Raw genomic sequence first — 25,789 nt, 5'->3', positions numbered from 1 at the left:
TCTCCCTTTTCCTCAGTCAAGCACTGCCTTATGCGTGATTTTGCAGCTCCATTTTGATCCGTGTCGTCGAAATCCCTTTAGTTCGACTTAGATAAACCACTTCGCAGTAATCAGTTAAGTAATCAAATTTACCTTTCCAATCGTCTCCCATAACGAATAGATCGATAGCGTTATCTGTGATATCGCGTTCTTTTTGACACCAATCATTTTCAGGAATAACGGCATCAACGTACTTGATTGATTCTAAAATATACTTGCGCATTTCATAGCTGTGGTAGGCCACTTTATCTTTCTTTAAATTAAATTCATCCGTTGATAAAACGACCGTCAAGTGATCCCCTAGCGACTTTGCGCGTTCTAACAAACGAATGTGCCCCCAGTGTAACAAATCAAAGGTCCCATAAGTAATAATTTTCTTCATAATGTTTCGCTCCTCTTTTGTTGTCGTTTTAGAAAATGACTAACTAACTCCCAATGTAACCGAACGATTTTATACCACTCCTTAAATTTTCTCTTTAGACATGACAGAACTTCACCGTATACCTATAGTGAAGTGTGGATAAAACTTATTTTTTGTTTGAATGTAATTTCTAATTTCTTTGTACAAAAAAATATATTTTTATTCAAACTTATAATTAATATGTGTTGTTTTTCACTAAAAAATATAAAAACAAATAAATTTACAAAGGAAAAACTAATGTATTAATAGATACTTAACAAGCGTCATGTCAACGTTCGTACCCTTATTGATTATATCTTTAAACGAATTTTTATACAATATAGTTTTGTAAAAAAGTTAACTAAAAGTCTATACATATTAATTAAATAGCGTAGTATCAATGGTTTGATAACAAAAGAAAATCAAATATATTTATAAGAAAATTTCGATATTTATATTTAAAAATATATGGTTATAAAGAGATTGTTTAAGAAAAGTCTCATTTTAAGTTGCGAAAGGTTTAAAAGAAAGGAATGAATTATTTATGCTGATAATAATTTGTTGGTTGATGGTAAAAATTGACAGCAATATTTCTTTATTCTTTAGCAAAGTCGAATTTTTATCTAGAGATGTATAAAGCTTGTTAAAAAATCAATGCACCCATGCGGGTGCATTGATTTTTCGTATTTATTCAGCATTTAATCCACGTTCCATCTTAAGACGTTGAACTTTCATCGTAGCTGTACGCGGAATATCTTCATAAGCCATTACGATTGGTTCGTTTAACTGAGGTAAGTCGTTTACCGCAGAATACCAAGCATCAAAATCCATTTCCTTTCCAGAAACGACAGAGATGATCGGTTGAGGCGTTCCGTTTTTTCCGCGGATGATCACGACTTCATCTAAAAATGTCAGGCTGTCAAGTAGCTTATCTTCTATCGCAAGCGTGCTATCAATGTGATCAACAAGGTCAACTTGGCGATCAAGCAGGAACAAGGCGCCGGCTTGGTTTTTCATGCCGTAATCGCCACTGTCCCAAAAAGGACCATAAACATTCTCAGCAAAGCGGGCATCTTCTTTATAGTAAGTTAGTGCGCGGCCTTTTGAGAGCATCTGAATATTTCCAGAGGTGCCATTTGGGACTTCAAGTCCAGCTTGGTCGACAATGCGAACGTCCGTTAATTCCTTCATACCATATCCCATATTTCGTGCATCAAGGGTTTCAAGGCTTTTCTTCGTGTGGAAGCGAAGAATCATCGGACCACATTCACTTTGACCGTACACTTGCATGAAAACAGGACGTTTACGCTCTGAACAATTTAAAAATACTGCCATCGTTTCTTTGTTGATCGCATCAAAGGTGGAATGGTAGTAGCGTATACTCGCAAACGTTTCCGGTTTTTCGCGGGCAAGAGATACCCACTGAACAAAATTATTTGGATGAGTTTCGACGATCGAAGGCTTATAAGTTGTCATGATTTTCTCAATGTTTTCTGCATCAGGCTGAGCGATTGGGAAAAGCGGAAAACCTTGTGACATCAATGACGAAATACCGATGTTAAACCGTGAATGAACCGGCGAAATGTGAAATGCAGCGAGTTCCTTGTCGCGGATCAAGCTGAGAATATTACGCTGCCACTGAACGCGGAAACCCATAGAATTCGCACTGTGTGCAATCAGTTTTGGGATACCAGTTGTGCCAGAAGTATGCGTCATATAGGAAATCACATCAAGCGGAAGTTTGACTTGCTCGGCTAATTGAGCAGGTTCTTTTTTTTGCTAGAACTTCAGCCTGAATCAATTTCGCGGAAGGAATATTTGCAGTTAAGGCTGCTTTGCTCGCGGTTTCTTCATCGAACAAAACAAAAGGAAATTCAAGACGTTCCGCAAGTACATTCATCGTCTCGACCGGCAAGTGATAGGAAATCATCGCCGGAACAGCGCCAATATATGAAGCAGCCACAGCAAGCAAGTAGGTATCAAACTTTGGTGATTTGTAAATAATTACTTTATCACCTTCCGTTAAACCAGCTTCTTTCAATAAACTAGCTTTTTTTACGATAGCATCTTTTGCAGCTCGGTAGGTCGTTTCAAGTCCAAATTCTGGAAAAGCTACAAGTGGCTCATCAAAATAAATGGGAACTTCTGGAAAAAGCGCTGCACTGGCCTTGAAATTACTATATAAATTTAATGGTTCGTATTTGTTTCGCATAAAAATCTCCTTTATTTTAATTTGTTACTATTATAGCATGTTCATTTTTTCACTTGTATAAAAAAATATTTTTTTGTCTGTAAAAGTAAGTGAATATGAAGAAAACGAAGTCAAAGTGTTGAAAAACCTTGATAAAATGAATGTGAAAAAACAAGATGTAAGCGCTTGACAAAAAATAGATTTAACGTTAAACTCAAAGTAGTTCAACAAGTAACAAAACATATTGAAACAGATTGGGTTTAACGTTAAATCTTTCTTAATCTATCTTAAGTTTAACGTTAAACTTAATAAAATTATGATTTTAGGGAGGTTTCATCATGAAAAAGGTTTTAATGGCGCTTTTCTCTGTGCTTCTATTAGTAGGCCTAACTGCTTGTGGCGGTTCAGGAAGCGGTGACAAAGCGGGTTCGGGAACGAAGGATACGAAGAAGGATAAGGGACTTGATGCAATTGGGCAAACCGTTAAATTTGAACCCAATAAGCTTGTGAATGATGGAGAGCCAATTCAAATTGATTATTGGACTTGGAATGACGGAGATCCTGTAATTGAACTGGCAAAAGATTACGAAAAGATTTATCCAAACGTAAAAATTAAAATTGTAAAAACGCCTTGGGATGATTTTTGGACAAAATTACCGCTTGCACTGAAAGGAAAGAATGGTCCAGCAATCTTCGGCATACATAACTCGCAAAACGACATTTTGATGCCATATCTCGCACCTTACGATATCTCGGTTGATGATCTTAAAGCGGATTTCACTTCTGTTGATTCGCATGTTGTAGATGGTAAAGTTTATTACACTGACAGCTTAATCAACACTGGGAACATTTATTATAATAAAGCGCTGTGGAAAGAAGCAGGCCTTACGGAAAATGATATTCCAAAAACTTGGGACGAATTTCGCGCAGTCGCTAAAAAATTGACAAAAACTGAAAACGGCAAGATTGTACAGGCAGGTTTTAACTATAACTTCGAGAACTACAGCGCGCTTTATGAAGGACTTAATTATCAAAAGGGCACCCTGTTATTTAAAGATGGTGGCAAAGTAGCGAATTACGACAACAAAACGACCATTGAAAATATGCAATTCTTGATTGATCTCTATGAAAAAGACAAAGTTGGATCGAAGGACTTTGGTAAAGAAGCCAAACAAAGTTTTGGAAACGGTCAAACTGCAATGGTTTACATGTGGGGCTGGTATCTGAACGAACTGGAAACGAAGTATCCAGATATTGACTTCGGCGTGTTTGCAACGCCAACACCAACTAAGGATGTTCCATTTGCTTATGACCGCTATAACGGCGAAAGCACACCAGGGATTAACAAGAACCAATCAAAAGCACAACAAGCGGTTGCTCAAGATTTCTTGAAATACTTGCTTGCAAATGATGATTATTCGAAAAAAGGTGCCTTATCGCTCGCTTCTTTCCCAACGAAGAAGTCACTTAAGGATGATGCTGACATTTTAGCCAATCCAGTTCTCAAGGCAATTGCTCCGCGGGTTGACCGCTTAATTTGGCCGGGTGCTTTCCCAGCAACGGTTGAAAAAACAGGCGATCAAACGTTTGATGATGTACTTTACAATGGCAAAAACATGAAGCAAGCGATCAAAGATGGACAGGAAAAAATGGAGTCTGAAATGAAAGATACGGACTTTAAATCGCTTGAATCCGCTTATGAATTCTATGATGAGGCTAAGAAATAAATTTTGACCGGAAGAGGGATACACGGGGTGCGTCCTTTGTATCCTTCTCGGTTTTATAAGAAAGAGGAGGAGACGTTGTGAATGAGAAGGGTTTAAGACCATCTATTTTCAACTTAAAAAACATCACGATTGTTTTACTAGTTCTCTACTTCGCTGTTTTCCTTGTCTATCCAATCTACAAAGCGTTTGCCGGAAGTTTACACGACTGGAATCCGCTGATCGATAAATATAATTTTGTCGGTCTTGATAATTATAAAGATGTGCTTGCGAACAAGCTTTTCTGGAAGTCGATGGAAAACACTTTTGTTTTCACATTTTTCGCAGTTGTCTTCCGGGTTGTTATCGGCTTAGGACTTGCTGTTTTGCTTTATTCGAAGCTCGCAAGATTTAAAACCTTCTTTAGAGGAATGTTCTACATGCCAACCATTACGCCGCTTGTGGCTGTATCCTTTGTTTGGATGTGGCTTTACAATCCGCAATTTGGTCTAATTAATAAAGTTTTTAATCTTGATATTAACTGGCTGATGGATTCGCAGTGGGCGATGCCGGCAATTATCTTTATGACGGTTTGGAAAGACTTTGGTTATGCAACAGTTATTTTTCTAGCAGGGCTTATGGCGCTTCCTGATGATGTATATGAAGCAGCTGATATTGACGGGGCGAACAAGTGGCAAAAGTTCAGAAGTATTACGTGGCCGCTTTTGAAGCCGACAACACTATTTGTGGTGATTACCTCTTTGATTGCTTACCTGCAAGCTTATATTCAAATTTTAATTATGACAAAAGGCGGTCCGGGAACAGATACATATGTGATTTCCTATCTGATCTACGATGAAGCATTTGAGAAGTATAATTTCGGAACAGCTTCGGCAATGGCGGTTATTTTGTTTGTTGTCATTGGGATACTTACGCTGATTATGTTTAAAATAACGGGCAAGGAGGAGACATCGTAATGAATAAGGTGAAACTGACGCTATTTAATGGAATACTACTCATCCTTGCGATCATCACGGTGATTCCGTTTGTTTGGATGCTTGTTTCATCGTTTGCAACGAATGCGGAGATCGTAAAGGTAAACGGCGGATTCTTCCCGAAAATGTCCACACTTGAAAACTATGTCAGCATCCAAGAAAAATTCAATTTCATGCGGATGTTCTTTAACAGTCTGTTTATCTCGGTTGTCACAACGGCGATCGTGATTTACACGAGTGCTTTAATCGGCTTCATTTTTGCGAAATTTAAATTTCGCGGACGCGGGCTCTTGTTTGGAATTGTGCTTTCAACAATGATGCTTCCTTGGGCGGTTACGATTATTCCTAAATACGAAATGATGCTTGATTTTGGCTGGCTTGATTCGTATAAAGCTTTGATCATTCCGGCGATGGTAAGCGGATTTGGCGTATTCTTATTCCGCCAATCAATTTCTGGCATCTCAGATGAAATGCTTGAAGCAGCACGAATCGACGGAGCATCGGACTTCTATATTTTCCATCGGATTATTTTGCCGATGTCGCGTAACACGATTGCAAGTCTTGCAATCTTCCAATTCTTATGGAGTTGGGAAGACTATCTCTGGCCATTCCTTATGATCAATGATGAAAACAAGCAATTGATCTCGGTAGGACTTCGGGCGTTCAACGGGCAATATGGAACGGATTACGGAGGCTTATTCGCGGCAACCTCGCTTTCGATTATTCCAATCATCGTAGTTTATATCATTTTCCAAAAGCAATTTATTGCAGGAGTAGCGAAAGGATCCGGAAAATAAGGAGAACGTTTTGAGAGAGAAAATGGGTCTCAAGTACGCTATAATAGCGGTAGAATACGCATAAGTGGAGATGATGAGATGAAGATAACGATCAGACAAATTGCCGAAGAAGCAGGCGTAAGCATGACAACTGTTTCAAATGTAGTCAATAAAAGGCAGCATCGTGTGTCACAAGACAAGATTGAGCAGATTGAAAAGATTATTAAGAAATATAATTATACGCCTAATATGAACGCTCGTGCGCTCGTACAATCATCTTCTAATTTGATTGGACTGCTGTATTATGCTGATAACGACCAGTTTAATTTCGCCGATCCGTTCGTTGCCGAAGTTTTGGAAGGGATTGAGCAGAAAGCAAGAGCACTCGGGTATTTTACGCTTGTTCATGCTGTTGTTTCGGTAGAAGATGTGGAGTCTGTTCAATCAAACTGGAAATTTGAAGGCTTCATCGGCGTCGGTGTTTCAGAAGAATTTTTTGAGGAAGTGAATCAGCGGATTCAAGCTCCGGTTGTTTTTCTTGATACGCATCTCTCAGATAGAAACTACGAAATAGCGAAGAAACAGCATAACCGGGCATTTGTCAATACGAATGACTATGAAGCAAGCTACAAAGCGACTAATTTTTTAATTGAACAAGGGCACCAAGACATTGCTTTTTTCACATATCCATTTAAAGCGGACCGAACAGGCGTTATTCGCGAGCGGTATCGCGGCTATTTGGAAGCACTTGAAAATGCAGGGCTTGATTATGATAACGACAAACTATTTTTTCATGATGACTTCGAAGCAATTGCGAAAACGCTTGATGGCTACAGCGCAATTGTTGTAACGGCAGATTTTCTTGCAGTTGAGCTGATTCATTATTTGAAAGAACGGAATTTATATGATAAAGAAAAGACGTCAATTATCGGATTTGATGATATCCGCTATGCGCGTCTAAGCGATCCGCCATTAACGACAATTCGGCTGGACTCGATTCGAAAAGGTGAGCTCGGTATGGAAACGCTCCATTCGATTATTCAAGACGACAACGCGGATACAAGCCGTTATACGTCGCTTGACGGGGAGCTTGTGATTCGGAAATCAGTTTCTAAGAAGTAAACAGTTGTTAAAATTTGCGGCGGTACGGGGGGAACTATGGCAAAGATTGCAGATGAGTATTTTAAACTTGATCCTTGGAAGATCATTGAGGAAGGTTTTGATCCAGCTTATAACGAAGTAGCTGAATCAGTTTTCTCCCTAGGAAATGAATATATGGGCGTGCGTGGCTATTTTGAAGAAGGGACAACTGCTCCATCACTTCAAGGCAGTTATTTTAATGGTATTTATGAACGCGACCATGCTGAAACGGGACTTAACTATAAAGGTATCGTTTCAAAAACGCATTTTATGGTCAATGCGGTGGATTCATTTTATACAAAGCTTGAACTTGATGGTGAAATGCTTGATATGAACCAGATTCAGATGGAAAACTTTAAACGCGAACTGAACCTTAAAACGGGGGAACTCAGTCGGACGCTGACATGGATTACACATTCAGGTAAACGTTTGAAAATAACGTTTGAACGCTTTTTGCATATGGAAAATTATACGGAAGCGTTTCAAAAAATAACGTTTGAGCCGGAAAATTTTAGCGGAGCGATCAAAGTAACGGTTGGACAAAACTTCGGGACAACACACGGATCGAATGATGCTAAATATTGGAATACGACAGAGAAAGGCTTTACTGAAAAGGGAGCCTATATCGTAAGCGATACGACGAGCTCAAATCAGCGGGTTTTCTCTGGATTTGAACTTGAAGTAAGCCGCGAGATTGTATGTGAACGACTCGAGACAGAAAAGTTTGTCGGTTATACGTTCGATTTTCCGCTTGAAAAAGCGCAGCAGGATTCGCTCACTAAGTATATTACAAATTTGGCTGAGAAAAATATCAGTTTAGCAGAAGCGGAATTCGTTCAAAAGGGGCACTCTAATCTTTCAAAACAACACGAGTGTGGCTATGAGGCGGCTAAAGCTTCACAGCAAGCGTTTTGGGAAAATGTTTGGGCAAAGTTTGATATTAAAATCGACGGTGACCTGAAAAATCAGCAGGGCATTCGCTATTGTATTTTCCAATTGCAGCAAACGTATCACGGTCAAGACCCGACGAATAACATCGGCGCAAAAGGATTGACCGGTGAAGCTTATAACGGTCATGCTTTTTGGGATACTGAAACATGTTGTTTACCATACTATCTTTTCACGAATTTGAAAGCAGCTAAAAATTTGCTGGAGTTTCGCTATTCTACACTTGCCGAAGCAAAAAATTCGAGCGCGGCAATTAGATTGCGAAGGAGCTTGTTATCCAATTGCAACGCTAAATGGTGAAGAAGCATGTACACTTTGGCAACATGCAAGTACACAATTCCAACCAAGTACTGGCGTGGCTTATGGGATATGGCATTACGTTCATCTTTCAGAAGATAATGAATTTTTGTATAATCATGGTGCCGAAATGCTCACAGAAATAGCACGTTTCTTACGTTCTCGTGGCGATTATAGTGCCGCAACAGGAAAATTCGGTTTTTACGGTGTAATGGGTCCGGATGAGTTTCAAGTTATGGTCAACCACAACAGCTACACGAATTACATGGCAAAAATGACGTTCCTTTATACGATTCAAGTTTTGAAGGAAATGAAAAGCACGGCTCCCGAGCAATACGCGGCGCTTCAAGCAAAGACGAACGTTACCGAAGTAGAAATAAATGAATGGAAAAACGCGGCGGATCAAACACTTCTACTGCAAGAGGCGAACGGTCTCTTTGAGCAGCATGACGGCTATTTCGATTTGCCTCATATTAATGTCGATCAAATTCCGGTCGAAGATTTCCCGCTTTACAGCCACTGGTCATATGACCGAATTTACCGCAACGATATGATCAAACAACCCGATGTCTTGATGTTCCAATTTTTGTATAACCAACAGTTTAGCAAAGCGGAAAAACGGGTCAATTATGAGTACTATGAACCGCGTACGATTCATGAATCTTCCCTTTCACCTTCTGTTCATTCCGTGCTTGCCTCAGAACTTGGCAAACATGAGGAAGCCTTTGATTTCTTTGGTTTTGCAACGCGGATGGATCTTGATAACTACAACCGTAATACAAGGGAAGGTTTGCATACCACTTCGATTGCGGCAGCATGGGTGAACATTGTATACGGATTCGGCGGTTTGCGAAGTGACGGACCAGTCTTGATCCTAAATCCAACGATTCCAAAAAAGTGGAACAGCTATACATTCCGTGTGGATTATAAACAAGCAATCATCGAAGTACACGTGGAAAAAACGGAAGCGATATTCCGAGTTTTAAATGCTGAAACTGCGGCGGTGATGATTTACGGCAAGGAAGAAACGCTTGATAGCACCGCGAAATGCATCGCGATTCCAGCTGAATGGCAAAATTAAATGATGAAGCGAAATATGCCAGAACAAACTGTTCTGGCATATTTCTGAAAAAAGGAGGGGCAGCATGAACTGGCAAGTAACGGAAACAGGATTCAAATCGGATAAGCAGGTTAACTTCGGTAATAAATTTTTGATCGGAAATGGTTATATGGGCGTGCGAGGGACGATGGAAGAAGCGCGCAAAGCAGAATTTCCGGCAGTCAATTTGTTAGGTGTATATGATCAGAAAGGCGATCTGTGGCGAGAACCAGTCAATGCTCCGAACGGCTTTTTTACAGAGCTCGTTGTGGACGGGGAAGCGTGCAGTGTGACACAAATTCGGCCAACCGAACATCGGCAGTCGCTAGAGCTGAAATCGGCGCTTCATAAGCGAAACTCCCGCTTTACCATAAATAATGGCGATGTTCACATTTGGTCGGAGCGGTTCGTGAGTTCAGCGGATGTGCATATCGCGGCGCTCAAGTATGTGTTTCGGGTTCCAAAAGGCAGCGAAGTAGTTCTGAAAACCGGCATTGATGGAGATGTTTGGGATATTAACGGACCGCATTTTGCCAAGCAAGTTTTAGTGGAAGAAAACGGAACGCTTACAGCAGAAGCGACAACTGGCGAACTTGGGCATAAAATTGTGGTCGCAGAGCAAGTTTCGTTTGATTTTGAAGCAGATGAAGAGATTGTTCGGGAGGAAATGGGGGTGTACCGTATCTTCAGGTTTACAGCATCTTCCGACCGAGACTATGAACTAACGAAATTTATCTCGGTTTACACATCGGTTGATCTGGATGCCCCGCTTCACGCAGCCAAGCAAGCTGTTCGTTCGGTAGCAGAACGCGGCTATGAATCGCTGCTTGATGAACACGCGGCAGTGTTTGGCTCTCGTTTTGCGGAAGCCGATGTTGAAATTGATGGGGATGATGAAGCTGAGCTTGCACTGAGATACAGCATTTATCACTTGCTAATCATTGCGCCGCATCATTCCAATCTAGTTTCCATTCCAGCTCGCGGTCTATCTGGACAGACCTATAAAGGGGCTATCTTTTGGGATACGGAGATGTTTATGTTACCATTTTATTTGTATACAGATGCTTCTGTTGCGGAGCATTTGATGCATTATCGTGTTCACACGCTTGACGGGGCACGTAAAAAGGCAGCAGAATATGGGTATCGCGGAGCATTTTATGCGTGGGAAAGCCAAGAAGACGGTCGAGATGCCTGCTCGGATTTCAATGTAACCGATGTCTTTACCGGGAGACCGATGCGGACATATTTCCGCGATAAACAAGTACATATCAGTGCAGCAGTTGTGCACGGCTTGTGGCAATCCTATCAGTTCAGCGGAAACGATCAGATTCTTCTTGACGGCGGAGCAGAAGTGATCTTGGAATGTGCAAGATTTTACTATTCCTATGCCTACTACAACAGCGATCTGGCTCGCTATGAAATCATTGATGTCATCGGTCCAGATGAATACCATGAACGCGTTTATAATAACGCTTACACGAGTAAAATGGTGGACTATACACTTCAAACGGCACTCAAGACGGTTGAACTGCTACAAGAAAAATACCCTGATTTCTATGAAGAACTGTTCTCAAAGCTCGCGTTGGATGACGATCTTTTGAAGCTGAAAGAAATGAAGGAACAGTTATACGTACCGGAACCTTGTCCGGAAACAGGGTTGGTTGAACAATTTGACGGCTATTTCAAACTTGAGGATGCTTCACTCGAAGAGGTACGAAAACGTGTGCTTGACCCGAAAGAGTATTGGGGCGGCGCTTACGGTGTTGCTTCGGATACGCAAATTTTGAAGCAGGCGGATGTTGTTTTGATGCTCAACTTGTTCAAAGAGGAATATAGTGCAGCTGTGAAGCGCAGCAACTGGGAATACTATGAACCTCGAACGGAACACGGTTCGTCTCTCAGCCCGTGTATCTATGCACTGCTTGCTTGTGAAATTGGAAACGAAGAATGGGCGTATCCATACTTTATGAAAACGGCTTCGGTTGATTTGACCGGCGAGTCGAAGCAATTTGCCGGAACGATTTATATCGGCGGCACACATCCGGCAGCAAATGGTGGTGCATGGATGGCTGCGGTACTTGGATTTGGCGGGTTGAAAATGGTGAATGGCGAAGTCTCACTTAGCCCGCATTTACCAAAAAAATGGGCTCGTCTGGCTTTTAATGTGACAGTGCGCGGCGTGAAGTACCGCGCGGAAATTACGCAGGAGGGAAGTAAATTATGGCAACGGTAAAAGGTGAAATTTTTGACTTAGATGGAGTAATTGTAGATACAGCGAAGTATCATTTTAAAGCATGGAAAAGATTGGCGGATGAGCTTCAGATTCCGTTTACAGAAGAAGATAATGAACGATTAAAAGGTGTCAGCCGCGTGCGATCGCTTGAAATTATTCTTGAAATCGGCGGGGTAGAAAAAAGCGCAGATGAGTTTCAGGAACTGATGAAGAAGAAAAATGACTGGTACGTGGAAATGATTTCTCATCTCGACGAATCAGAAATTTTGCCGGGAGCAAAGGAATATTTGCTGCAAAGCCGTGCGGAAGGGAAGAAAATTGCACTCGGATCTGCTAGTAAAAATGCAGTGATGATTCTAGAAGGACTCGGCATTATTGATCTATTTGACGCGATTATCGACGGCAACAAAGTGTCAAAAGCAAAGCCAGATCCTGAGGTTTTCTTAAAAGCCGCTGATGAGCTTGGGCTTAAACCAGAAGACTGTGTGGTATTCGAAGATGCGGAAGCTGGAGTGGAAGCCGGGCGAGCAGGCGGCATGTATGTCATTGGAATCGGCAATCCGCTTATTTTACAGGAAGCAAACCGCGTAGTATCAGGCTTGGATAAATTAGTACATTCTTGAGAATAAATTAACAATTAGCAGAAATTATTGGGGATTTGAAATCAAAATCCCCATCAATTTCTGCTTTTTATTTCTCGGGAAGTCTCTTTTTTCTAACCTTGCACATCTTAGGATGAGAACCTAGCTTTTACGTACACCCTCCTCAAAATTAAGTAAAAAATGAATAAAAATTAGCCCAAGGATAGTGATTTTACCGTATAATTGTCATAAAAATTCACTAATTAGACAAAAATTTCACTATTGTTCTATGCTATACTAAAGTGATGATGCTTTTCATTGGTTGGCTGATAAATTGGGGTGGAGATAGGGCGAAGATTTCGAGTAAATGCAAGTCTACGCTCTAAATAATCTTTTAATTTAAATAGAATAAAAAGTATACTAAAAATAGAAATTAGACCTTCCAAATAGCATAGAAATCTATTTTAGAAAGCTTGTGATAAAAGTAGCTAAATGATCGTTATAATTGACAGTATTTAATACAAAATTTAACTAACAACGAAAAAGGAGAGCGTACTTATGACAGATTTACAAGGCAGAAAGAATAAGAAACGTGTGTTTAAAGCCGGCATAGCAGGAGTTATGCTTGTTTCGGCGTTATACCTACCGTATAACGCGTTTGCTGATCCAATTTTAAATGCACCCAATACCTCAGTTCCAGGTGCAAATGATGTAGCAAGTGCTGAATATGAATTTGTGGCAGACTTTAATAAAGCAGAAACAGAAGTAATCCCTTTCGGCGGCGAATGGACGGAGATGGCAAACTTGGCGGGTCGTTCCAAAGATTGGTATGCGATTAAACCGACAGATGCTCAAAAAGGAAAAATCGGAGTAAAGTATACAAATGTTGGACGATACCAAGGGGAAGAAATTGATTTGGTAATTACAATCAATGACTTTGAATCCTTCAATGCGAATCAAGGTTACATTGCTTACTCTAAAACAAGTATCGGACATATCACTCAGCAGTATAATTGGGTCGACCAAACATGGCACTTCGTAAAACATGGTACCAACACTCCAATCCAAGTTTCGGGTTATATGACAATCAATGATATTGATTATTTACAGCAATTCACATTCTCAAAAGAAACCGCAGCGGCTGTTGACCAAATTTTGGTTCCTGTAGCAAATTCAAAAGTAGAATATGACGCAAATGGCGGGGCTTGGAAATTTTATGCACCTAGCGCCTATTCATCAAATGATTATGATGAAGATGCGATGTTTACGTTCCTATATTCAGATGCCTCCGAACTGCGCTTCCGCTGGGGACGTGACAATCGGGACTTGACTGTTGCATCGAAACCAAATGATGAAGTGGTAGCGGGAGACTATTTTGGCTATCTCGCGAAAAAACCGCTGCGGACAGAAACGCTTGTCCCTGTAAAACAAGTATCTGATTCGGATGAAACCGCAGCTGAGAGCAATAATTTGCAGAATGTATCTGAAACTTTTACATATGATATTTTCCATACGGTTCCAGATGAGTGGGCCGAATTTTACTATGCAAGCTACAGATTTACGGATACTTTGGCTGATGTGCTTGATGTGAAAAGCGTGAAAGTCTTTAATGAAGAAGGTACAGATGTAACAAGCTGGTTTACGAATGATTCAAATGGCAATCAAATTGTGTTAAATGCAAAACCGGAAGTTCTGCAAACAGCAAGTTTTATCGCAATACTTATAACTATAAAATCGAAACAGCCATTAAAGCAGGAGCCGATTTGACAGATTATGTTGTTCAAGACGGTTCAATTCAAATTCCAAACCAAGCGACAGTGAAGATTGGTGATGAGTCACAAAATAGTAATACCGTAATCACGAAGCCGCCTGTAATTGATGCGAGTGCGACCAAATCAATTTTAGAAGACGGCGAACTGAAACAACATCAAGACCTTGAAAAGGGCGAAGCAATCCAGTATCAAATGGACTTTGAAGTGCCTAATAATAAAAAATTAACCAGCTTAGTTCTTTATGATGACATGGAAGATGTGCTTGACATATCGACAGCCGACGCAAAAGTTTATCTTGGTAATCAAGATGTTACGGCGAAAGGAACGCTTAAATTCGACGAAGAAGCTGAAAAAATTGTGTGGACGGCGACCAACCCACAAGAATTTTCTGGTAAAAAATTAACGCTTCGTGCATCAGCTTCCGTAAAAGAAGATGCTGACTTGTCAACTTATGTCGATGAAAACGGAATGGTGGTTATTCCGAATGAGGCGCACATGACTGTAAACGATGAAGATGTACCATCAAACGTTGTTACCGTAACACCGCCGCCAGTAGAACCTTCTGTTAATAAGCATATTTTGGCGGATGATGAAGAAGTTACCCATCAAGACGTCACGCTCACAGATTTGATTACGTATAAACTGGACTATCAAGTGCCGACTAATGAAAAAATTACGGAGCTAATTCTCTGGGATGACATGGAAGACGTGCTAGAAATCCAAACGAAAGATGTAAGCATCACTTGTGACGGTGTTGATGTAACAGCGGAAGGTGAACTTACAATCAACGAAGAGACTGAAAAGCTGGAATGGAAAGCAACGAATCCAGCGAAATTTACAGGTAAGAAATTGACCGTGCAAGTTTCGGCTAAAGTAAAAGCAGGGGCAGACTTATCCTCGTATATGGATGGAAATGGTGAAATTATGATTCCAAATACGGCGCATATGAAAGTCAATGATGAAGAACTAGAATCACCAGTTGTAACGGTAACACCGCCAACACCGGCAGATCCATTGAATCCATTGACGCCGCTTGCACCAGATGTTGATAAACCACTTGTTCCGACAAATCCAACCGAAGAGTCGAACCCTAAGACAAAGACGGAGCAAGAAGCGGTAAACGAAATTCCTAAGACGGGTTCGGCAGGTACCGGCTACAAGTTGCTGGATTTCTTTAAGGGATTGTTTTAAAAAAAGCTTGAAATAACAGAAATGCTAAGGCAGATTGTTGTCTTAGCATTTTTTGGACGAAGGAATGAGACACTTGGAAAAGCGTACGGTTACGCATGGTAAAAAAGCAAAGAAGAACAGGAAAAAAGGTATTGGGTTGATTATTTTGTTTGGTCTTTTCTTTATATTCGTAGGATTCGGAGCGACGTTATTCGCACAAAATCGATTAGCACAAGCGGACTTGAAGACGATCAAACAAGAAACAGTCATTCCGACGAAGCTAAGTGCAACGACGACCAAAGCAGATTATCAAAAAAGCGATTTAGTCGAACAACCGACGATTCGCGAGCTGAGTGAGTTTCGTAAATCCGATGCCTATCAAAAAACGCTTAATAAAGCGATCGGTACGATTGAAATTACTGAAATTGGACTTAAACTGCCGATTTTAGGCGGAACTAACGCTGCTAACTTAAACGTTGGAGCAACGACGTATCGACAAGATCAAGAAGTTGGCAAAGGGAATTTTGTTTTGCTCGGACATAATATGGGAGAATCCGGCGTACTTTTTTCAGACTTATATCAATTAAAAAAGGTGATCTGATTCAAGTCACGATGGCGCAACAAGATGGTACAAATGAAAAGGTAGGTTATAAAGTTACAACCAAACAAATCGTTTCCTATAAGCGCGGCGATTTGATGGATGAATCCTCAGATGCGCATTTGACGCTGATTACGTGCGATGAAGCTGTAAAGACCGACAAGAGGATAGTGGTGAAAGCTGTTCCGGTTACAAGTTAACTAGTTTGTAAGGCGCCTTAACAAATGGATTTCCAATCATTTTGTTAAGGTGTTTTTTAGTTGCTGTAAATAGAGTTCATCTAAGTCCGATATATCGGACTTTTTTTATGGTGCAATGTAAATCTTGTTATACTTGCGTAGCAATAAAGGGATTGCATAGTATACCAATATGGAAAAGCAGATCAACAATTTAAGGTTTGCTTGTTAAAGGAGAATGGATCATAAAATGAAGATAGTAAGAATACTGGTTGGACTTTCTTTGCTAGGGACAGGGATTTACATGATGTCGCATGTGGCCTTTTTGGGGATTTTTAACAATCTAACGCTTTTTGTAGCTACTTTGATCGCTACACCTTTAATGCTTGGCTGGAAGGGCTTTAAGCAGCTTTTTCGAAAACCAGAAAAGCCCATCAAATGGTTTTTGATTTTCTTAATCGCGAATATCATTTGGAGTTTTGGGGTGGGAATACTCGAACAAGCTGTATATGGCTCAGCGACAAGTAATCCTGCTACAGGTCAGTTTTATATTTTTTTCTTTTTGCCATTTATGCTACTTGGAGAAGAATTGTTTTCAATCAGTATTTTAGAATGGTTACGAAAATGGATTCCTGATTGGACAGCGATCCTTATTTCAGCCCTTGTCTTCGGCTTAGTTCATTTTTGGACGTATAGCAATGGAGATATCATCCAAACACTCTTGCATATTTTGCTTATTCAGGGAGTAGCCCGTATCTGGCTAAACTTTGCTTATTTGAAATCTGGCTCGATTTGGGTAAGCTTAGCTGTACACATTGCTTTTGATTTACTATCACTCGGTTTAGGCTTTCTTCTTAGCTGATTGTATTTACTCGACAATAAACCTTCAATTGCTTATATTTTGTTTAGGGTAAAATAATGAAGAAAATGAATGGTTGCAGGTATATTGAGGAGGTAAGCGAAATGAATTTTGGCGGGAAAATTAGACAAATTCGTAAACAAAAAGGACTTACACAAAAAGATGTCTATCAAAATATACTATCTAAGTCTTATGCAATCGAGTTTGAAAAAGGAAATCATAGCATTTCAGCGACGCTATTACTCGAAGTACTTGATCGCTTATCGATGGAAATTGATGAATTCTTATATATATCAGATAATTACCATTTAAACAGTTATTCTGATTATATTTATCGTTACTCCAAATATGCTAATCGCCATGATTTAGCGGCTTTGAAAAAGCTTTTAGCTGAAGTGCTGTTAAAACAAGACACGATAGATCAAGTAAGAGCTGCAGAAGTACGATGTAGGATTGCTGTGATTGAACATTTGGAGCAGACTGGTATTTATGATCCTGCCGTTGTTAGTTCGAAAGACAAAAGTCTCATTCAACAACGCTTGGAGACCATTGAAAGCTGGACACTTCAAGAAGTGCAACTTTACGGGAATACCGTTGAGTTTATGGATGCTGAACATCAAGTTCGTTTTTTCAGAAGGTTATCTAAATCACTAGAACAATATTTGCCATATGACCGAGGACGGGAAATTTTTTGCAGTATGCTCGTTAATTTGATTAGCTTAACACTTCGCGGGGAAAGGCTTGATTATGCAGAGGTTTTAATTAAACAACTGCAATTAATCAGTACAGATTATAAAGAGCTTTTTCACCGGCTTGCCGGAAAGTTTTTTGAAGGGGTTTTGGCAATTAAACAAGACAAGGAAACGGAAGGTCGGAAGAAAACGCGCTATGTGCTTGATGTATTACACGAAGTAGGGCATTCGGCTTTGGCGCAAGAACTGGAAATATTTTTATAAAGAAACCCGCTCGCGGCTACGAGCGGGTTTCTTTCGGCAGGCGGAATACTAAACCTAAGCAAAGTAAGAGTAAAACCAAGTTGACATAAATACTCATTTGTAAGCTTGATGAAAAAGCAGCCGCTCCTCCCCCTGCTGTGCTTTTGTGCAAAGTATGAAAATATACAGAACCGACAAATGCAATGCCGAACGATGAGCCGATGCGCTGGGCTGTATTGAAAATGCCGCTTGCTCCGCCGCGATCTGCTCCTGGCACTGTTGCAAGTGTAAAACTGTTGAGCGGCGAAATTATCAAGCCGCTTCCGAGTCCAGAAATAAAAAGTGGAAGAGCGGTCAACCATGGCGAAAAAGCGCCGCTGTTCCAGTGAAAAATCATTGAAACAGCTGTAAGACCTCCGATGACGAGTAAAATGCCGATAATGAGCAGTTTTCGTCCTAACCTTTGCATCAGTCGATTGCTGTTTGAGGCGGCCAGCATGCTTCCAAGTGCGAATGGGCTGATCGCAAGGCCAGAAACAATTGCTGATCGACCAAACCCGGATTGCCACGTTAAAGAAAAGACGAAGAAAATACTAGTAAACGCAGCGAAATAAACAAGTGAGAGCACCATGCCAGATGCAAAAGATTTATTTTTTTAAAAGTGTCGGCGAAATTAATGGCTGTTTGCCGTGCTTTGTTTCGCGTACGCTATAAAAATAAAGCCCTACGAGCACCGGTAAAGAGAGCAGCATTAAGCCGAAGTCATAAGGTTTAAATCCTTCAGCCCCGCTTGAAATAACAGGATAAAGAAGCAACATCAAGCCGGCAGTCAGCAAAATGACGCTTATGAAATCGAAAGCGACTTTTTCGTTTTTTGTATTTTTGGGTAAATAAAGCCCAGCAAGAATCAAGGTAACGAGTACAAACGGAACGTTGACAAAAAAGACAAAACGCCAACCATTTTCCGCACCGAAAAGTTGAATCAAAAGCCCTCCGGTCAGCGGTCCGATAGCTGTTGCAATGCCAATGACAGAGCCGAGGATACCGAAAGCCTGTCCAAGTTTGTCGCCTTTAAAAATATCCATAATAATTGCATTGATCTGCGGGAAAAATAAACCGGCTGAAAGTCCCTGAATAATCCTAGAAGTGATAAGACTTGCCTCAGATGTTGCAAAACCGGCCGTGATGCTCATAATGAGAAAAAGCGTTATTCCGATCAAATACAAGTTTTTTCGCCCGTATTGATCGCCGAGACGCCCAGCAAGAATCAAAATCAACCCAAAGGCAAGTGCATAGCCAGAGATGACCCATTCGATCGTCTCGCTTGAAGCGTGAAGCGATTTCGTGATATCCGGCAATGCGACATTCACGATTGTTGTGTCAAGCAGTGAAATAAAAGCACCCAGCATGACAGCCGTAAGAGCTAATTTCTGAGTGCGGCTGTTTTTTTCCATGAGTTCCACCTTCCGAAGTCGTGATAAGTAAATACTAATCCTTAAAAAGCGAGAAAGCAAGCTATGGACTGCTTTTCAAACAAGATAAAACAAGCTACAATAGAGAAAAACGAAACAAGAAGGGATCAAATGGGTTACGAGCGTATCAAAATAATGGGTGCAAACTGTCCGACGTGCTCCAGACGATTAGAACTACTTGTTGCTCGGGGAAAAGACGAACCGAATTTTGCGATTTGCTTCAAGTGCAAGTCTGTCATTCAGCTTGGGCAGGGCAGCATTCCGTTAAAAACGAGCGGAATTGACCGAGAGCTGCGCAGTGCGGCAAAAAAAGCAGCAGAACTTCTGCCGAGCAAGTATCACTATAAAGCGAAAGGTAGTGCACTGCGCTATCAAGCAGCAAGCGAAACTTATGAACGAAGATGGTTAAGTTTGTCCGAGTATGAAAAAATCTTCGGAGAAACCCTTGCGTTTTCAACTGATTTTCGTTCTAATCCGAATTTATGCAAATGGTGCGGCAGTGAGCTTCCAGCTGGACGACGTTCTTTTTGTGCGGATAAATGTTCGCGAAATTACAGCCGTGTCACGTTCCAAAAACGCGGAATGAGCACAGTTCCATATCGAATCGCCTTGCGCGACAAGTTTTACTGCTGCGCAACTGGGGCTGATTTGGCACTTACTAACCGGCATCATATTCGAATTCCGGCTTCTGGAGCGGAACTGGCGATTCATCATCTTATTTTTGTTTCAGAAGGCGGGAGTGATCACGCAAGCAATTTAATTACGCTTTCAAAACAAGCACATCTCGACTTTCATTCAGGGAAACCAAAGATAGTTGAGCGAGTTGAAGCGATAAAAAAAGAGCAGTTGCTACACTTTGAAAAGCAAATGTATAGTGGTAATTAAAAAAAGCCCGTTTCCAGTGAGGAAACGGGCTTTTAGATTGTTTTCTTAGCCGACTAATTTTTCGTGGAACATTCTTTGACAAAGCTCCATTTTTTGTTCGTCGTTTAAGTCTTTTGTATTTAAGCAGTAACCGCTAATACGAAGGATAACAGGGATACCTGCTTTAATTTTTTCAATAACTTCTTCATGATTGAGGACGTTAAGGTTGATGTGTTGTCCGCCTTTTTCAAAGTAGCCGTCAAGGATACCAACAAGGTTTGAATGCTGTTCTTCGAAAGTTTTACCGAACATTTTCGGTGCACCTTGGATTGTAAGTGAGATTCCGTCATTTGCATAGTGGAACGGAATTTTTGTAAGGCTCGCTAGGTTATCAAGGAAGCCGCCTTTTGCTTTGTTCGATGGGTTAGCTCCTGGGCTAAAGAATTCAGGTTCTTTGATCATTTTTCCATTTTCATCGAAGACAGGTCCTCTGTGTACAGGAGAGTTACCACATTGTTTAGAGTAAGCAACATTAGAAGTGATTGTTAAAATAGAAACAGTTGCTTCACTATCTTTGTAAAGTTTGTGCGAATCAAGTTTCTCTTTAAACATTTTAAGAACCATTACTGCGATATCATCAGCACGGTCATCGTTTTCACCGTAACGCGGGAAGTCGCCTTCCACTTCATAGTCGTAAACAAAGCCATCTTCGTCGCGGATTGTTTTAACTTTCGCATATTTAATTGCGCTTAAGCTATCAACAACGTTAGCAAATCCACAGATTCCAAATCCCATGTTAGCTGTAACTTTTGTTGGAAGGAATGCCATTTGCATGCTTTCGTAGTTATATTTATCCGTCATATAGTGAATGATGTTCATTGCATCTACATATGTGTCAGTAAGCCAGTCCATTGATACATCGAATTTTTCTAGAACTTCATCGTAGTCGAGGTACTCAGATGTGATGGGTTCAACCACGTTAAAGACTTGTTCTTTGTGAAGATCGTCTTTACCGCCATTGATTGCGCCAAGTAGACATTTAAGAACGTTTACGCGTGCTCCGAAGTATTGCAAGTTGTGTGTTTCCCCTTTATCTTTATCAGCTTCAGGGTTTAGCGGGCTTACGCAACAAGAAATACACTGCATATCGCCATAGCCTTCTTCTTGCATTAATTTATCATTTTCGTATTGGATAGAAGAGTGCTTCACACTCATTTTCATGCAGTAGTTTTTGAATGTTTCAGGAAGACGTGTATCCCAAAGGACAGTCAAGTTAGGTTCTGCAGAGTTTCCTAGATTGTCTAAGCAGTGCAAGAAACGGAAATCTGTTTTAGTAACACGGTGACGACCGTCAGCTCCCATACCAGCCATCGAAGTTGTTACGAAAGTTGGATTAGAAGCATATAATTCGTTGTATCCGTTTGTACGAGCGAAACGAACCATACGAAGTTTAAGTGTTAACTGTTCGATCAATTCTTGTGCATCAAGTTCAGTGATGATGCCGCGTTCTAGATCGCGTTGGATATAGATATCAAGGAAAATCGGAATACGACCGAATGAGCTTGCAGCACCGTTTGCTTGTTTAATAGAAGCAAGGTAGCCCATATAAGTCCATTGAACAGCTTCATATGCATTTTCAGCAGGACGTCCAAGTTCAAGTCCATATTCATTTCCAAGTGTAATTAAGTCTTTAAGTGCTTTGATTTGCATATAAACTTCTTCGCGTAGCCGAATGTTTTCATCCGAAGTGACAGGAATTTGTTTCAAATCTTTTTGTTTTTCAGCAATCAAACGGTCAACTCCGTAAAGAGCTGGTTTTTGATAAAGACCAATGATACGTCCGCGTGAATAAGCATCTGGCAAACCGCTTACAATATGTGAGTGACGAGCACGTTTGATATCGTCAGTGTATGCGCGGAAAATTCCGTCGTTTGCTGTTGGACGGTTAGCTATGAAGAAATCGTGTGTTGGTTGATCAACTTCATAACCATTTTCAATTAAACATTGTTCTGCTGTACGAAGACCGCCATTTGGCATGAAAGCAAGTTTGAATGCTTTATCTGTTTGAAGACCTACTACAACTTCTAAATCTTTATCTACGTAACCGGCTTTGTGTGAGGCAACGTTTGATACAATTTTATTATCCATATCAAGAACGCCGCCTTTAGCGTCCATTTCGGCAATTAAATCATTAATTTTATCATTTAATGCAACTGTACGTGGTGTGCTGTTTTCTAAGAAGCTTTCGTCTCCTTCAAAAGGTGTGTAATTATCTTGTACAAATTGGCCAACATTGATGGAATCTTGCCAAGCTGTACCATTAAAACCTTCCCATGCTTTTGTCATAGCGTTTTTTCCTCCTAAGTTACCTTTATTTTGTTAACTATTTAACGTGAGTGAATGAGCAATATTTCTTATCACTATGATCATAACCTATTGTGAAAGCGAAAACAATAGTAAAAAGATAAAATCTTTTATATAACGAGATACGATTTTTAAGGGTGTTTTAATACAGTTCTAAGATTCTGTATCAATGAAAGAAAGATAGATTGAGGCAGAGGGAGTTTGGCGGGAAAAAATTGAATGATGAGGGGTTTGAAAAAGTAGGCTGTCAAAATTTTGTGCGATTTTTTTTTTTGAGACAATGTATCGAAAAAGAAGAAGAGAAAAGCTTTAAAGTAGGGGTGTAGTTTAAAAATAAAGGAGGAAGAAGAATGAAATTAGTAAAAATTGCAGCAGTTGGTGTGCTAAGCACAGCAGCAGTGCTTAGCTTTGCGTCGGGAGCATATGCAGCGCCATCATCATTAGCTCAAACAACATCGAAAGGGTATGTGACTTTTAAGGAAGATACAAGTGTAACTCCGCCATTAGATCCAAGTAGTCCAGATCCAAAGAATCCAGTTGTGCCAGATCCTGGAGCGAAACATCCGGTTGAGCCTGGAACAGGAGGTTCATTAAGTATTGACCGTGCTTCGAATATTGAGTTTGGCGATCAAGACATTTCTGCGGCGGATCAAGATTATTACGCAAAACTCGATAAACTGCTTCTTCAAGATGGAACGACAAAGCAGGTTCCTAACTATGTTCAGGTAACAGATAAACGTGGAACGTCTGCGGGTTGGACTCTTCAAGTGACACAACAAGGTCAATTCAAATCTGCGGTAAATGGTAATATCCTTGTAGGGGCGCAACTTTCATTCGCCAATATTAACACTAATGGTACTAGCCTGGCTGCTCCGCCTACACCTGCCACTGATTTTGAAATTGAAGTGGCTCATATCGGACAAGCCAATACAGTTCTGACAGCTGCAGCTGGTAAAGGAATGGGTACTTGGTTTGCTAATTTTGGAACGTCTGCAAATGGAGAAAAAAGTATCAAGCTTCATGTTCCAGGAACATCTATAAAAGCAGCAAACGAAGAATATAGCACGACATTAACGTGGAACTTACTTGACGGTCCACTTTGATACTTACTTAATTTTTTAAAAAAGCCTTGGCGCGCTTTTTAGCGCGCCAAGGCTTTTTTTTAGTTGCGCTTGAGAGTCATTCCGATTGAGTCGGGAGCTGTTTCAACGAAGCCAAATTGCTTGTAAAGTCGATCAGCAGGCAAGTCCGCAATCAAGCTGATGTAAGCATCTTGTGGCAGTTTTTTTTCAATAAAATCAATCAGCTCGGCTATGATCTTTTTGCCGAAACCTTGGCCTTGGTAAGCTGGATTAACTGCAATATCTGTGATTTGAAGCATGCAAGCCCCGTCTCCAACGATTCGTCCCATTCCGATTAAGGTTCCGTTAGAGTTGTCGCGGATTGTAACTGCAAAAACGGAATTCGGTAAGGCAATTTTTGCACTTTCAATGGTTTTAATGCTTAATCCAGTGATGCTACGTAGATGCACATATTCTTCAGCACGTGGAATTTCATGTGATATTTTCATAATACTTCTCCTTTTTTTATTATCATACACAACTGGTAGCAAGTTTTCAAAGCTAGGTTGTTAAATGAAACAATATCAAGTAAGCTAAAAAGAAGAAAATGATTATGTTGAAAAGGGAGCAGACGATGATTTATTTAAAAGCACTTCAATCTTTTTGGATCAACTATATTAATTTTTCTGGGAAAGCAAAGCGAACGGAATTTTGGGTCAACATTCTTTCCTTTCTCGTTATCAGTCAAATTCTATTACGTGTTTCCTATTATATAGGTGTGTTCAGCTATCTTTCAATTTTATTTGATTTGATTTGTGCAATTCCGCTAATGACACTTGTAAGCAGAAGAGCAAACGACAGCCAAGTGAATCCAAAGGTTACGCTAGTCTTTATCGGTTTTTATATTATCAGTCGCGCTTGTTTGATGTTTTCCGCTTCGTTACTGTTTTTTTTATACGGTTCTCATCATTAATATTGTTTGTATCATTGCATTTTTCATCTTTGGAATACGAAAATCAAGAGATTAAGATAAAATTGTCAAGAAATGGTCACATTTGCTACGCGTTTTTACTACAATAGACTATTTTTTCGTTTTTCCTTTATGATAAAATTGATTATGTTACAAGGCACGCTGTTAAAAATGTGATTCGTATTCGCTTCACCAGGCATCTGTACGATTTGCAAATTAACAGAAGTCACTCCATCCCATTAAGGTCAGACGCTCGGATCCAGATGCTTCTGGCTTTTTTTTTGTAAAAAAATCTAAGGAGGTATTTTGAATGATTGAACTTCCTGAAAGCCAGGTAATTGCAAAACAAATGAAGATTCTAGAGGGGAAAGAAATCAGCAATGTCATAACGCAATTCTCTCCGCATAAATTTGCCTTCTTTACTGAAGCAAATGAACCTTATAGTGAAAAATTAGTCGGCAAAAAAATACAGTCGATTCGTTCTTACGGCGGGTTCATTGAATGGGATTTCGGTGAGTATCAATTTACTTTCAGTGAAGGAGTGACCTTTTATCTGCTACAGCCGCATGATGCTACTCCGAAGAAACATCAAATTCTCATAAGTTTCACCGACGGATCAGCTTTAGCTGCCACAGTTAGAATGTACGGTATGTTCTTTTTGTTTAAAAAAAACGGAATATGCTAATCCATACTGGCTTGCTGCACATGAGTTGCCATCACCTTATTCGCAAGAGTTTGATGAAACGTATTTCCTGAGTTTAATGACTAACGAAAAATGGAGTGTAAAAGCCTTTTTGGCAACAGACCAGCGCATTCCAGGTCTTGGAAACGGTACACTACAAGATATTTTGTTTCGAGCCAAAATTAATCCTAAATGCAAGATGGCTTCTTTAACGGAAGAAGATAAGCATCGCTTGTTTGTTTCTATCAAGCATGTCTTAGCAGAAATACGTGATAATGGTGGCAGGGATACAGAAAAGGATCTGTTCGGAGAGGCAGGACAGTACCAAACGATTCTATCGCAAAAGACATTCAAGAATCCTTGTCCAGTCTGCGGCGGAGAAATTGTAAAACAAGCTTATTTGGGTGGATCAATATATTATTGTATACATTGTCAACCGCTTGAATAGTCTTTTTTAATAAAAC

At 40.3% G+C, this 25,789-nt stretch carries 20 protein-coding genes and 3 pseudogenes; 18 read left to right on the top strand and 5 right to left on the bottom strand.

The window, feature by feature from the left end:
• Window positions 1-28: 28 nt before the first annotated feature.
• Entirely contained in the window at window positions 29-421 is a 393-nt protein-coding gene (gene tagD, locus MFLO_RS00575; protein WP_036095584.1) for a glycerol-3-phosphate cytidylyltransferase, read from the bottom strand.
• 705 nt (window positions 422-1,126) lie between these two features.
• A pseudogene (locus MFLO_RS00570) lies at window positions 1,127-2,651 on the bottom strand (AMP-binding protein).
• A gap of 317 nt (window positions 2,652-2,968) precedes the next feature.
• On the opposite strand from MFLO_RS00570, the gene MFLO_RS00565 reads away from it, so the two are divergent.
• From MFLO_RS00565 to MFLO_RS00505, 13 genes and pseudogenes are all read left to right on the top strand, one after another.
• Window positions 2,969-4,357, top strand: coding sequence for an extracellular solute-binding protein (locus MFLO_RS00565; protein WP_036095582.1), 1,389 nt, complete (start codon window positions 2,969-2,971; stop codon window positions 4,355-4,357).
• Window positions 4,358-4,434: 77 nt separating this feature from the next.
• A complete protein-coding gene (locus tag MFLO_RS00560) occupies window positions 4,435-5,310 on the top strand; it encodes a carbohydrate ABC transporter permease (RefSeq protein ID WP_036095580.1) in 876 nt (291 codons plus the stop codon).
• The gene (locus MFLO_RS00555) at window positions 5,310-6,125 is read left to right on the top strand and encodes a carbohydrate ABC transporter permease (RefSeq protein ID WP_036095577.1); all 816 of its coding nucleotides are present in this window, start codon (window positions 5,310-5,312) and stop codon (window positions 6,123-6,125) included. Before MFLO_RS00560 ends, MFLO_RS00555 begins: the two co-directional genes overlap by 1 nt.
• Before the next feature lie 78 nt (window positions 6,126-6,203).
• Window positions 6,204-7,226: a LacI family DNA-binding transcriptional regulator gene (locus tag MFLO_RS00550; protein ID WP_036095573.1), complete on the top strand. Its 1,023-nt coding sequence runs from the start codon at window positions 6,204-6,206 to the stop codon at window positions 7,224-7,226.
• Window positions 7,227-7,262: 36 nt separating this feature from the next.
• Entirely contained in the window at window positions 7,263-8,492 is a 1,230-nt protein-coding gene (locus MFLO_RS16115; RefSeq protein WP_241433479.1) for a glycoside hydrolase family 65 protein, read from the top strand.
• Window positions 8,416-9,570 carry a glycosyl hydrolase family 65 domain-containing protein gene (locus MFLO_RS16110; protein WP_241433478.1) on the top strand — a complete coding sequence of 385 codons (1,155 nt, stop codon included), beginning with the start codon at window positions 8,416-8,418 and terminating at the stop codon, window positions 9,568-9,570. The genes MFLO_RS16115 and MFLO_RS16110 overlap by 77 nt, the downstream gene beginning before the upstream one ends.
• A 64-nt stretch (window positions 9,571-9,634) precedes the next feature.
• Entirely contained in the window at window positions 9,635-11,821 is a 2,187-nt protein-coding gene (locus tag MFLO_RS00540) for a glycosyl hydrolase family 65 domain-containing protein (RefSeq protein ID WP_036095571.1), read from the top strand.
• Window positions 11,809-12,444 carry a beta-phosphoglucomutase gene (pgmB, locus tag MFLO_RS00535; RefSeq protein ID WP_036095569.1) on the top strand — a complete coding sequence of 212 codons (636 nt, stop codon included), beginning with the start codon at window positions 11,809-11,811 and terminating at the stop codon, window positions 12,442-12,444. The genes MFLO_RS00540 and pgmB overlap by 13 nt, the downstream gene beginning before the upstream one ends.
• A 516-nt stretch (window positions 12,445-12,960) precedes the next feature.
• The gene (locus tag MFLO_RS00530) at window positions 12,961-14,169 is read left to right on the top strand and encodes an isopeptide-forming domain-containing fimbrial protein (protein WP_036095567.1); all 1,209 of its coding nucleotides are present in this window, start codon (window positions 12,961-12,963) and stop codon (window positions 14,167-14,169) included.
• Entirely contained in the window at window positions 14,166-15,365 is a 1,200-nt protein-coding gene (locus tag MFLO_RS00525; protein ID WP_036095565.1) for an isopeptide-forming domain-containing fimbrial protein, read from the top strand. Before MFLO_RS00530 ends, MFLO_RS00525 begins: the two co-directional genes overlap by 4 nt.
• A gap of 64 nt (window positions 15,366-15,429) precedes the next feature.
• Window positions 15,430-16,142, top strand: a pseudogene (locus tag MFLO_RS14375) (class A sortase).
• Window positions 16,143-16,368: 226 nt separating this feature from the next.
• Window positions 16,369-16,980 (top strand): CPBP family intramembrane glutamic endopeptidase, encoded by a 612-nt coding sequence (locus tag MFLO_RS00510; protein ID WP_051993349.1) that lies wholly within the window; start codon window positions 16,369-16,371, stop codon window positions 16,978-16,980.
• Window positions 16,981-17,081: 101 nt separating this feature from the next.
• Window positions 17,082-17,933, top strand: coding sequence for a helix-turn-helix domain-containing protein (locus MFLO_RS00505; RefSeq protein WP_036095558.1), 852 nt, complete (start codon window positions 17,082-17,084; stop codon window positions 17,931-17,933).
• Window positions 17,934-17,949: 16 nt separating this feature from the next.
• Here the strand turns inward: MFLO_RS00505 and MFLO_RS00500 are convergent.
• Window positions 17,950-19,366: pseudogene (locus MFLO_RS00500) on the bottom strand (MFS transporter).
• Between the two features lie 129 nt (window positions 19,367-19,495).
• On the opposite strand from MFLO_RS00500, the gene MFLO_RS00495 reads away from it, so the two are divergent.
• The gene (locus tag MFLO_RS00495) at window positions 19,496-20,269 is read left to right on the top strand and encodes an HNH endonuclease (protein WP_036095555.1); all 774 of its coding nucleotides are present in this window, start codon (window positions 19,496-19,498) and stop codon (window positions 20,267-20,269) included.
• A 45-nt stretch (window positions 20,270-20,314) separates the two neighbouring features.
• Here the strand turns inward: MFLO_RS00495 and pflB are convergent, their stop codons facing one another.
• Window positions 20,315-22,594, bottom strand: a complete 2,280-nt coding sequence (pflB, locus tag MFLO_RS00490; protein ID WP_036095553.1) for a formate C-acetyltransferase — start codon at window positions 22,592-22,594, stop codon at window positions 20,315-20,317.
• Window positions 22,595-22,962: 368 nt separating this feature from the next.
• Here pflB and MFLO_RS00485 point away from each other — a divergent pair, with 368 nt between their 5' ends.
• The gene (locus MFLO_RS00485; protein WP_036095552.1) at window positions 22,963-23,715 is read left to right on the top strand and encodes a WxL domain-containing protein; all 753 of its coding nucleotides are present in this window, start codon (window positions 22,963-22,965) and stop codon (window positions 23,713-23,715) included.
• 59 nt (window positions 23,716-23,774) lie between these two features.
• Here MFLO_RS00485 and MFLO_RS00480 read toward each other — a convergent pair whose 3' ends face one another.
• Entirely contained in the window at window positions 23,775-24,182 is a 408-nt protein-coding gene (locus tag MFLO_RS00480) for a GNAT family N-acetyltransferase (protein ID WP_036095550.1), read from the bottom strand.
• 125 nt (window positions 24,183-24,307) lie between these two features.
• On the opposite strand from MFLO_RS00480, the gene MFLO_RS00475 reads away from it, so the two are divergent.
• The 3 genes from MFLO_RS00475 (at window position 24,308) to MFLO_RS14365 (ending at window position 25,773) form a co-directional block, all read left to right on the top strand.
• Complete coding sequence (locus MFLO_RS00475; RefSeq protein WP_162148126.1) at window positions 24,308-24,646, top strand: DUF805 domain-containing protein; 339 nt, start codon at window positions 24,308-24,310, stop codon at window positions 24,644-24,646.
• A 307-nt stretch (window positions 24,647-24,953) separates the two neighbouring features.
• Window positions 24,954-25,328: a DNA-formamidopyrimidine glycosylase family protein gene (locus MFLO_RS14370; protein WP_051993346.1), complete on the top strand. Its 375-nt coding sequence runs from the start codon at window positions 24,954-24,956 to the stop codon at window positions 25,326-25,328.
• Between the two features lie 25 nt (window positions 25,329-25,353).
• Window positions 25,354-25,773 (top strand): Fpg/Nei family DNA glycosylase, encoded by a 420-nt coding sequence (locus MFLO_RS14365; RefSeq protein WP_162148125.1) that lies wholly within the window; start codon window positions 25,354-25,356, stop codon window positions 25,771-25,773.
• The last annotated feature ends 16 nt before the right edge of the window (window positions 25,774-25,789 follow it).

It is taken from the genome of Listeria floridensis FSL S10-1187 (assembly GCF_000525875.1).
GTDB classification, from domain to species: domain Bacteria; phylum Bacillota; class Bacilli; order Lactobacillales; family Listeriaceae; genus Listeria; species Listeria floridensis.
This window is presented reverse-complemented; position numbering and strand designations above follow the sequence as displayed.

What these genes read in the sequence shown, in the direction of transcription:
- MFLO_RS00505 (WP_036095558.1), top strand. Translation starts at nt 17,082, where the DNA reads ATGAATTTTGGCGGGAAAATTAGACAAATTCGTAAACAAAAAGGACTT.
- MFLO_RS16115 (WP_241433479.1), top strand. Translation starts at nt 7,263, where the DNA reads ATGGCAAAGATTGCAGATGAGTATTTTAAACTTGATCCTTGGAAGATC.
- MFLO_RS00530 (WP_036095567.1), top strand. Translation starts at nt 12,961, where the DNA reads ATGACAGATTTACAAGGCAGAAAGAATAAGAAACGTGTGTTTAAAGCC.
- pgmB (WP_036095569.1), top strand. Translation starts at nt 11,809, where the DNA reads ATGGCAACGGTAAAAGGTGAAATTTTTGACTTAGATGGAGTAATTGTA.
- MFLO_RS00475 (WP_162148126.1), top strand. Translation starts at nt 24,308, where the DNA reads ATGATTTATTTAAAAGCACTTCAATCTTTTTGGATCAACTATATTAAT.
- MFLO_RS00485 (WP_036095552.1), top strand. Translation starts at nt 22,963, where the DNA reads ATGAAATTAGTAAAAATTGCAGCAGTTGGTGTGCTAAGCACAGCAGCA.
- MFLO_RS00555 (WP_036095577.1), top strand. Translation starts at nt 5,310, where the DNA reads ATGAATAAGGTGAAACTGACGCTATTTAATGGAATACTACTCATCCTT.
- MFLO_RS00480 (WP_036095550.1), bottom strand. Translation starts at nt 24,182, where the DNA reads ATGAAAATATCACATGAAATTCCACGTGCTGAAGAATATGTGCATCTA.
- pflB (WP_036095553.1), bottom strand. Translation starts at nt 22,594, where the DNA reads ATGACAAAAGCATGGGAAGGTTTTAATGGTACAGCTTGGCAAGATTCC.
- MFLO_RS00495 (WP_036095555.1), top strand. Translation starts at nt 19,496, where the DNA reads ATGGGTTACGAGCGTATCAAAATAATGGGTGCAAACTGTCCGACGTGC.
- tagD (WP_036095584.1), bottom strand. Translation starts at nt 421, where the DNA reads ATGAAGAAAATTATTACTTATGGGACCTTTGATTTGTTACACTGGGGG.
- MFLO_RS14370 (WP_051993346.1), top strand. Translation starts at nt 24,954, where the DNA reads ATGATTGAACTTCCTGAAAGCCAGGTAATTGCAAAACAAATGAAGATT.
- MFLO_RS00550 (WP_036095573.1), top strand. Translation starts at nt 6,204, where the DNA reads ATGAAGATAACGATCAGACAAATTGCCGAAGAAGCAGGCGTAAGCATG.
- MFLO_RS00565 (WP_036095582.1), top strand. Translation starts at nt 2,969, where the DNA reads ATGAAAAAGGTTTTAATGGCGCTTTTCTCTGTGCTTCTATTAGTAGGC.
- MFLO_RS00510 (WP_051993349.1), top strand. Translation starts at nt 16,369, where the DNA reads ATGAAGATAGTAAGAATACTGGTTGGACTTTCTTTGCTAGGGACAGGG.
- MFLO_RS00540 (WP_036095571.1), top strand. Translation starts at nt 9,635, where the DNA reads ATGAACTGGCAAGTAACGGAAACAGGATTCAAATCGGATAAGCAGGTT.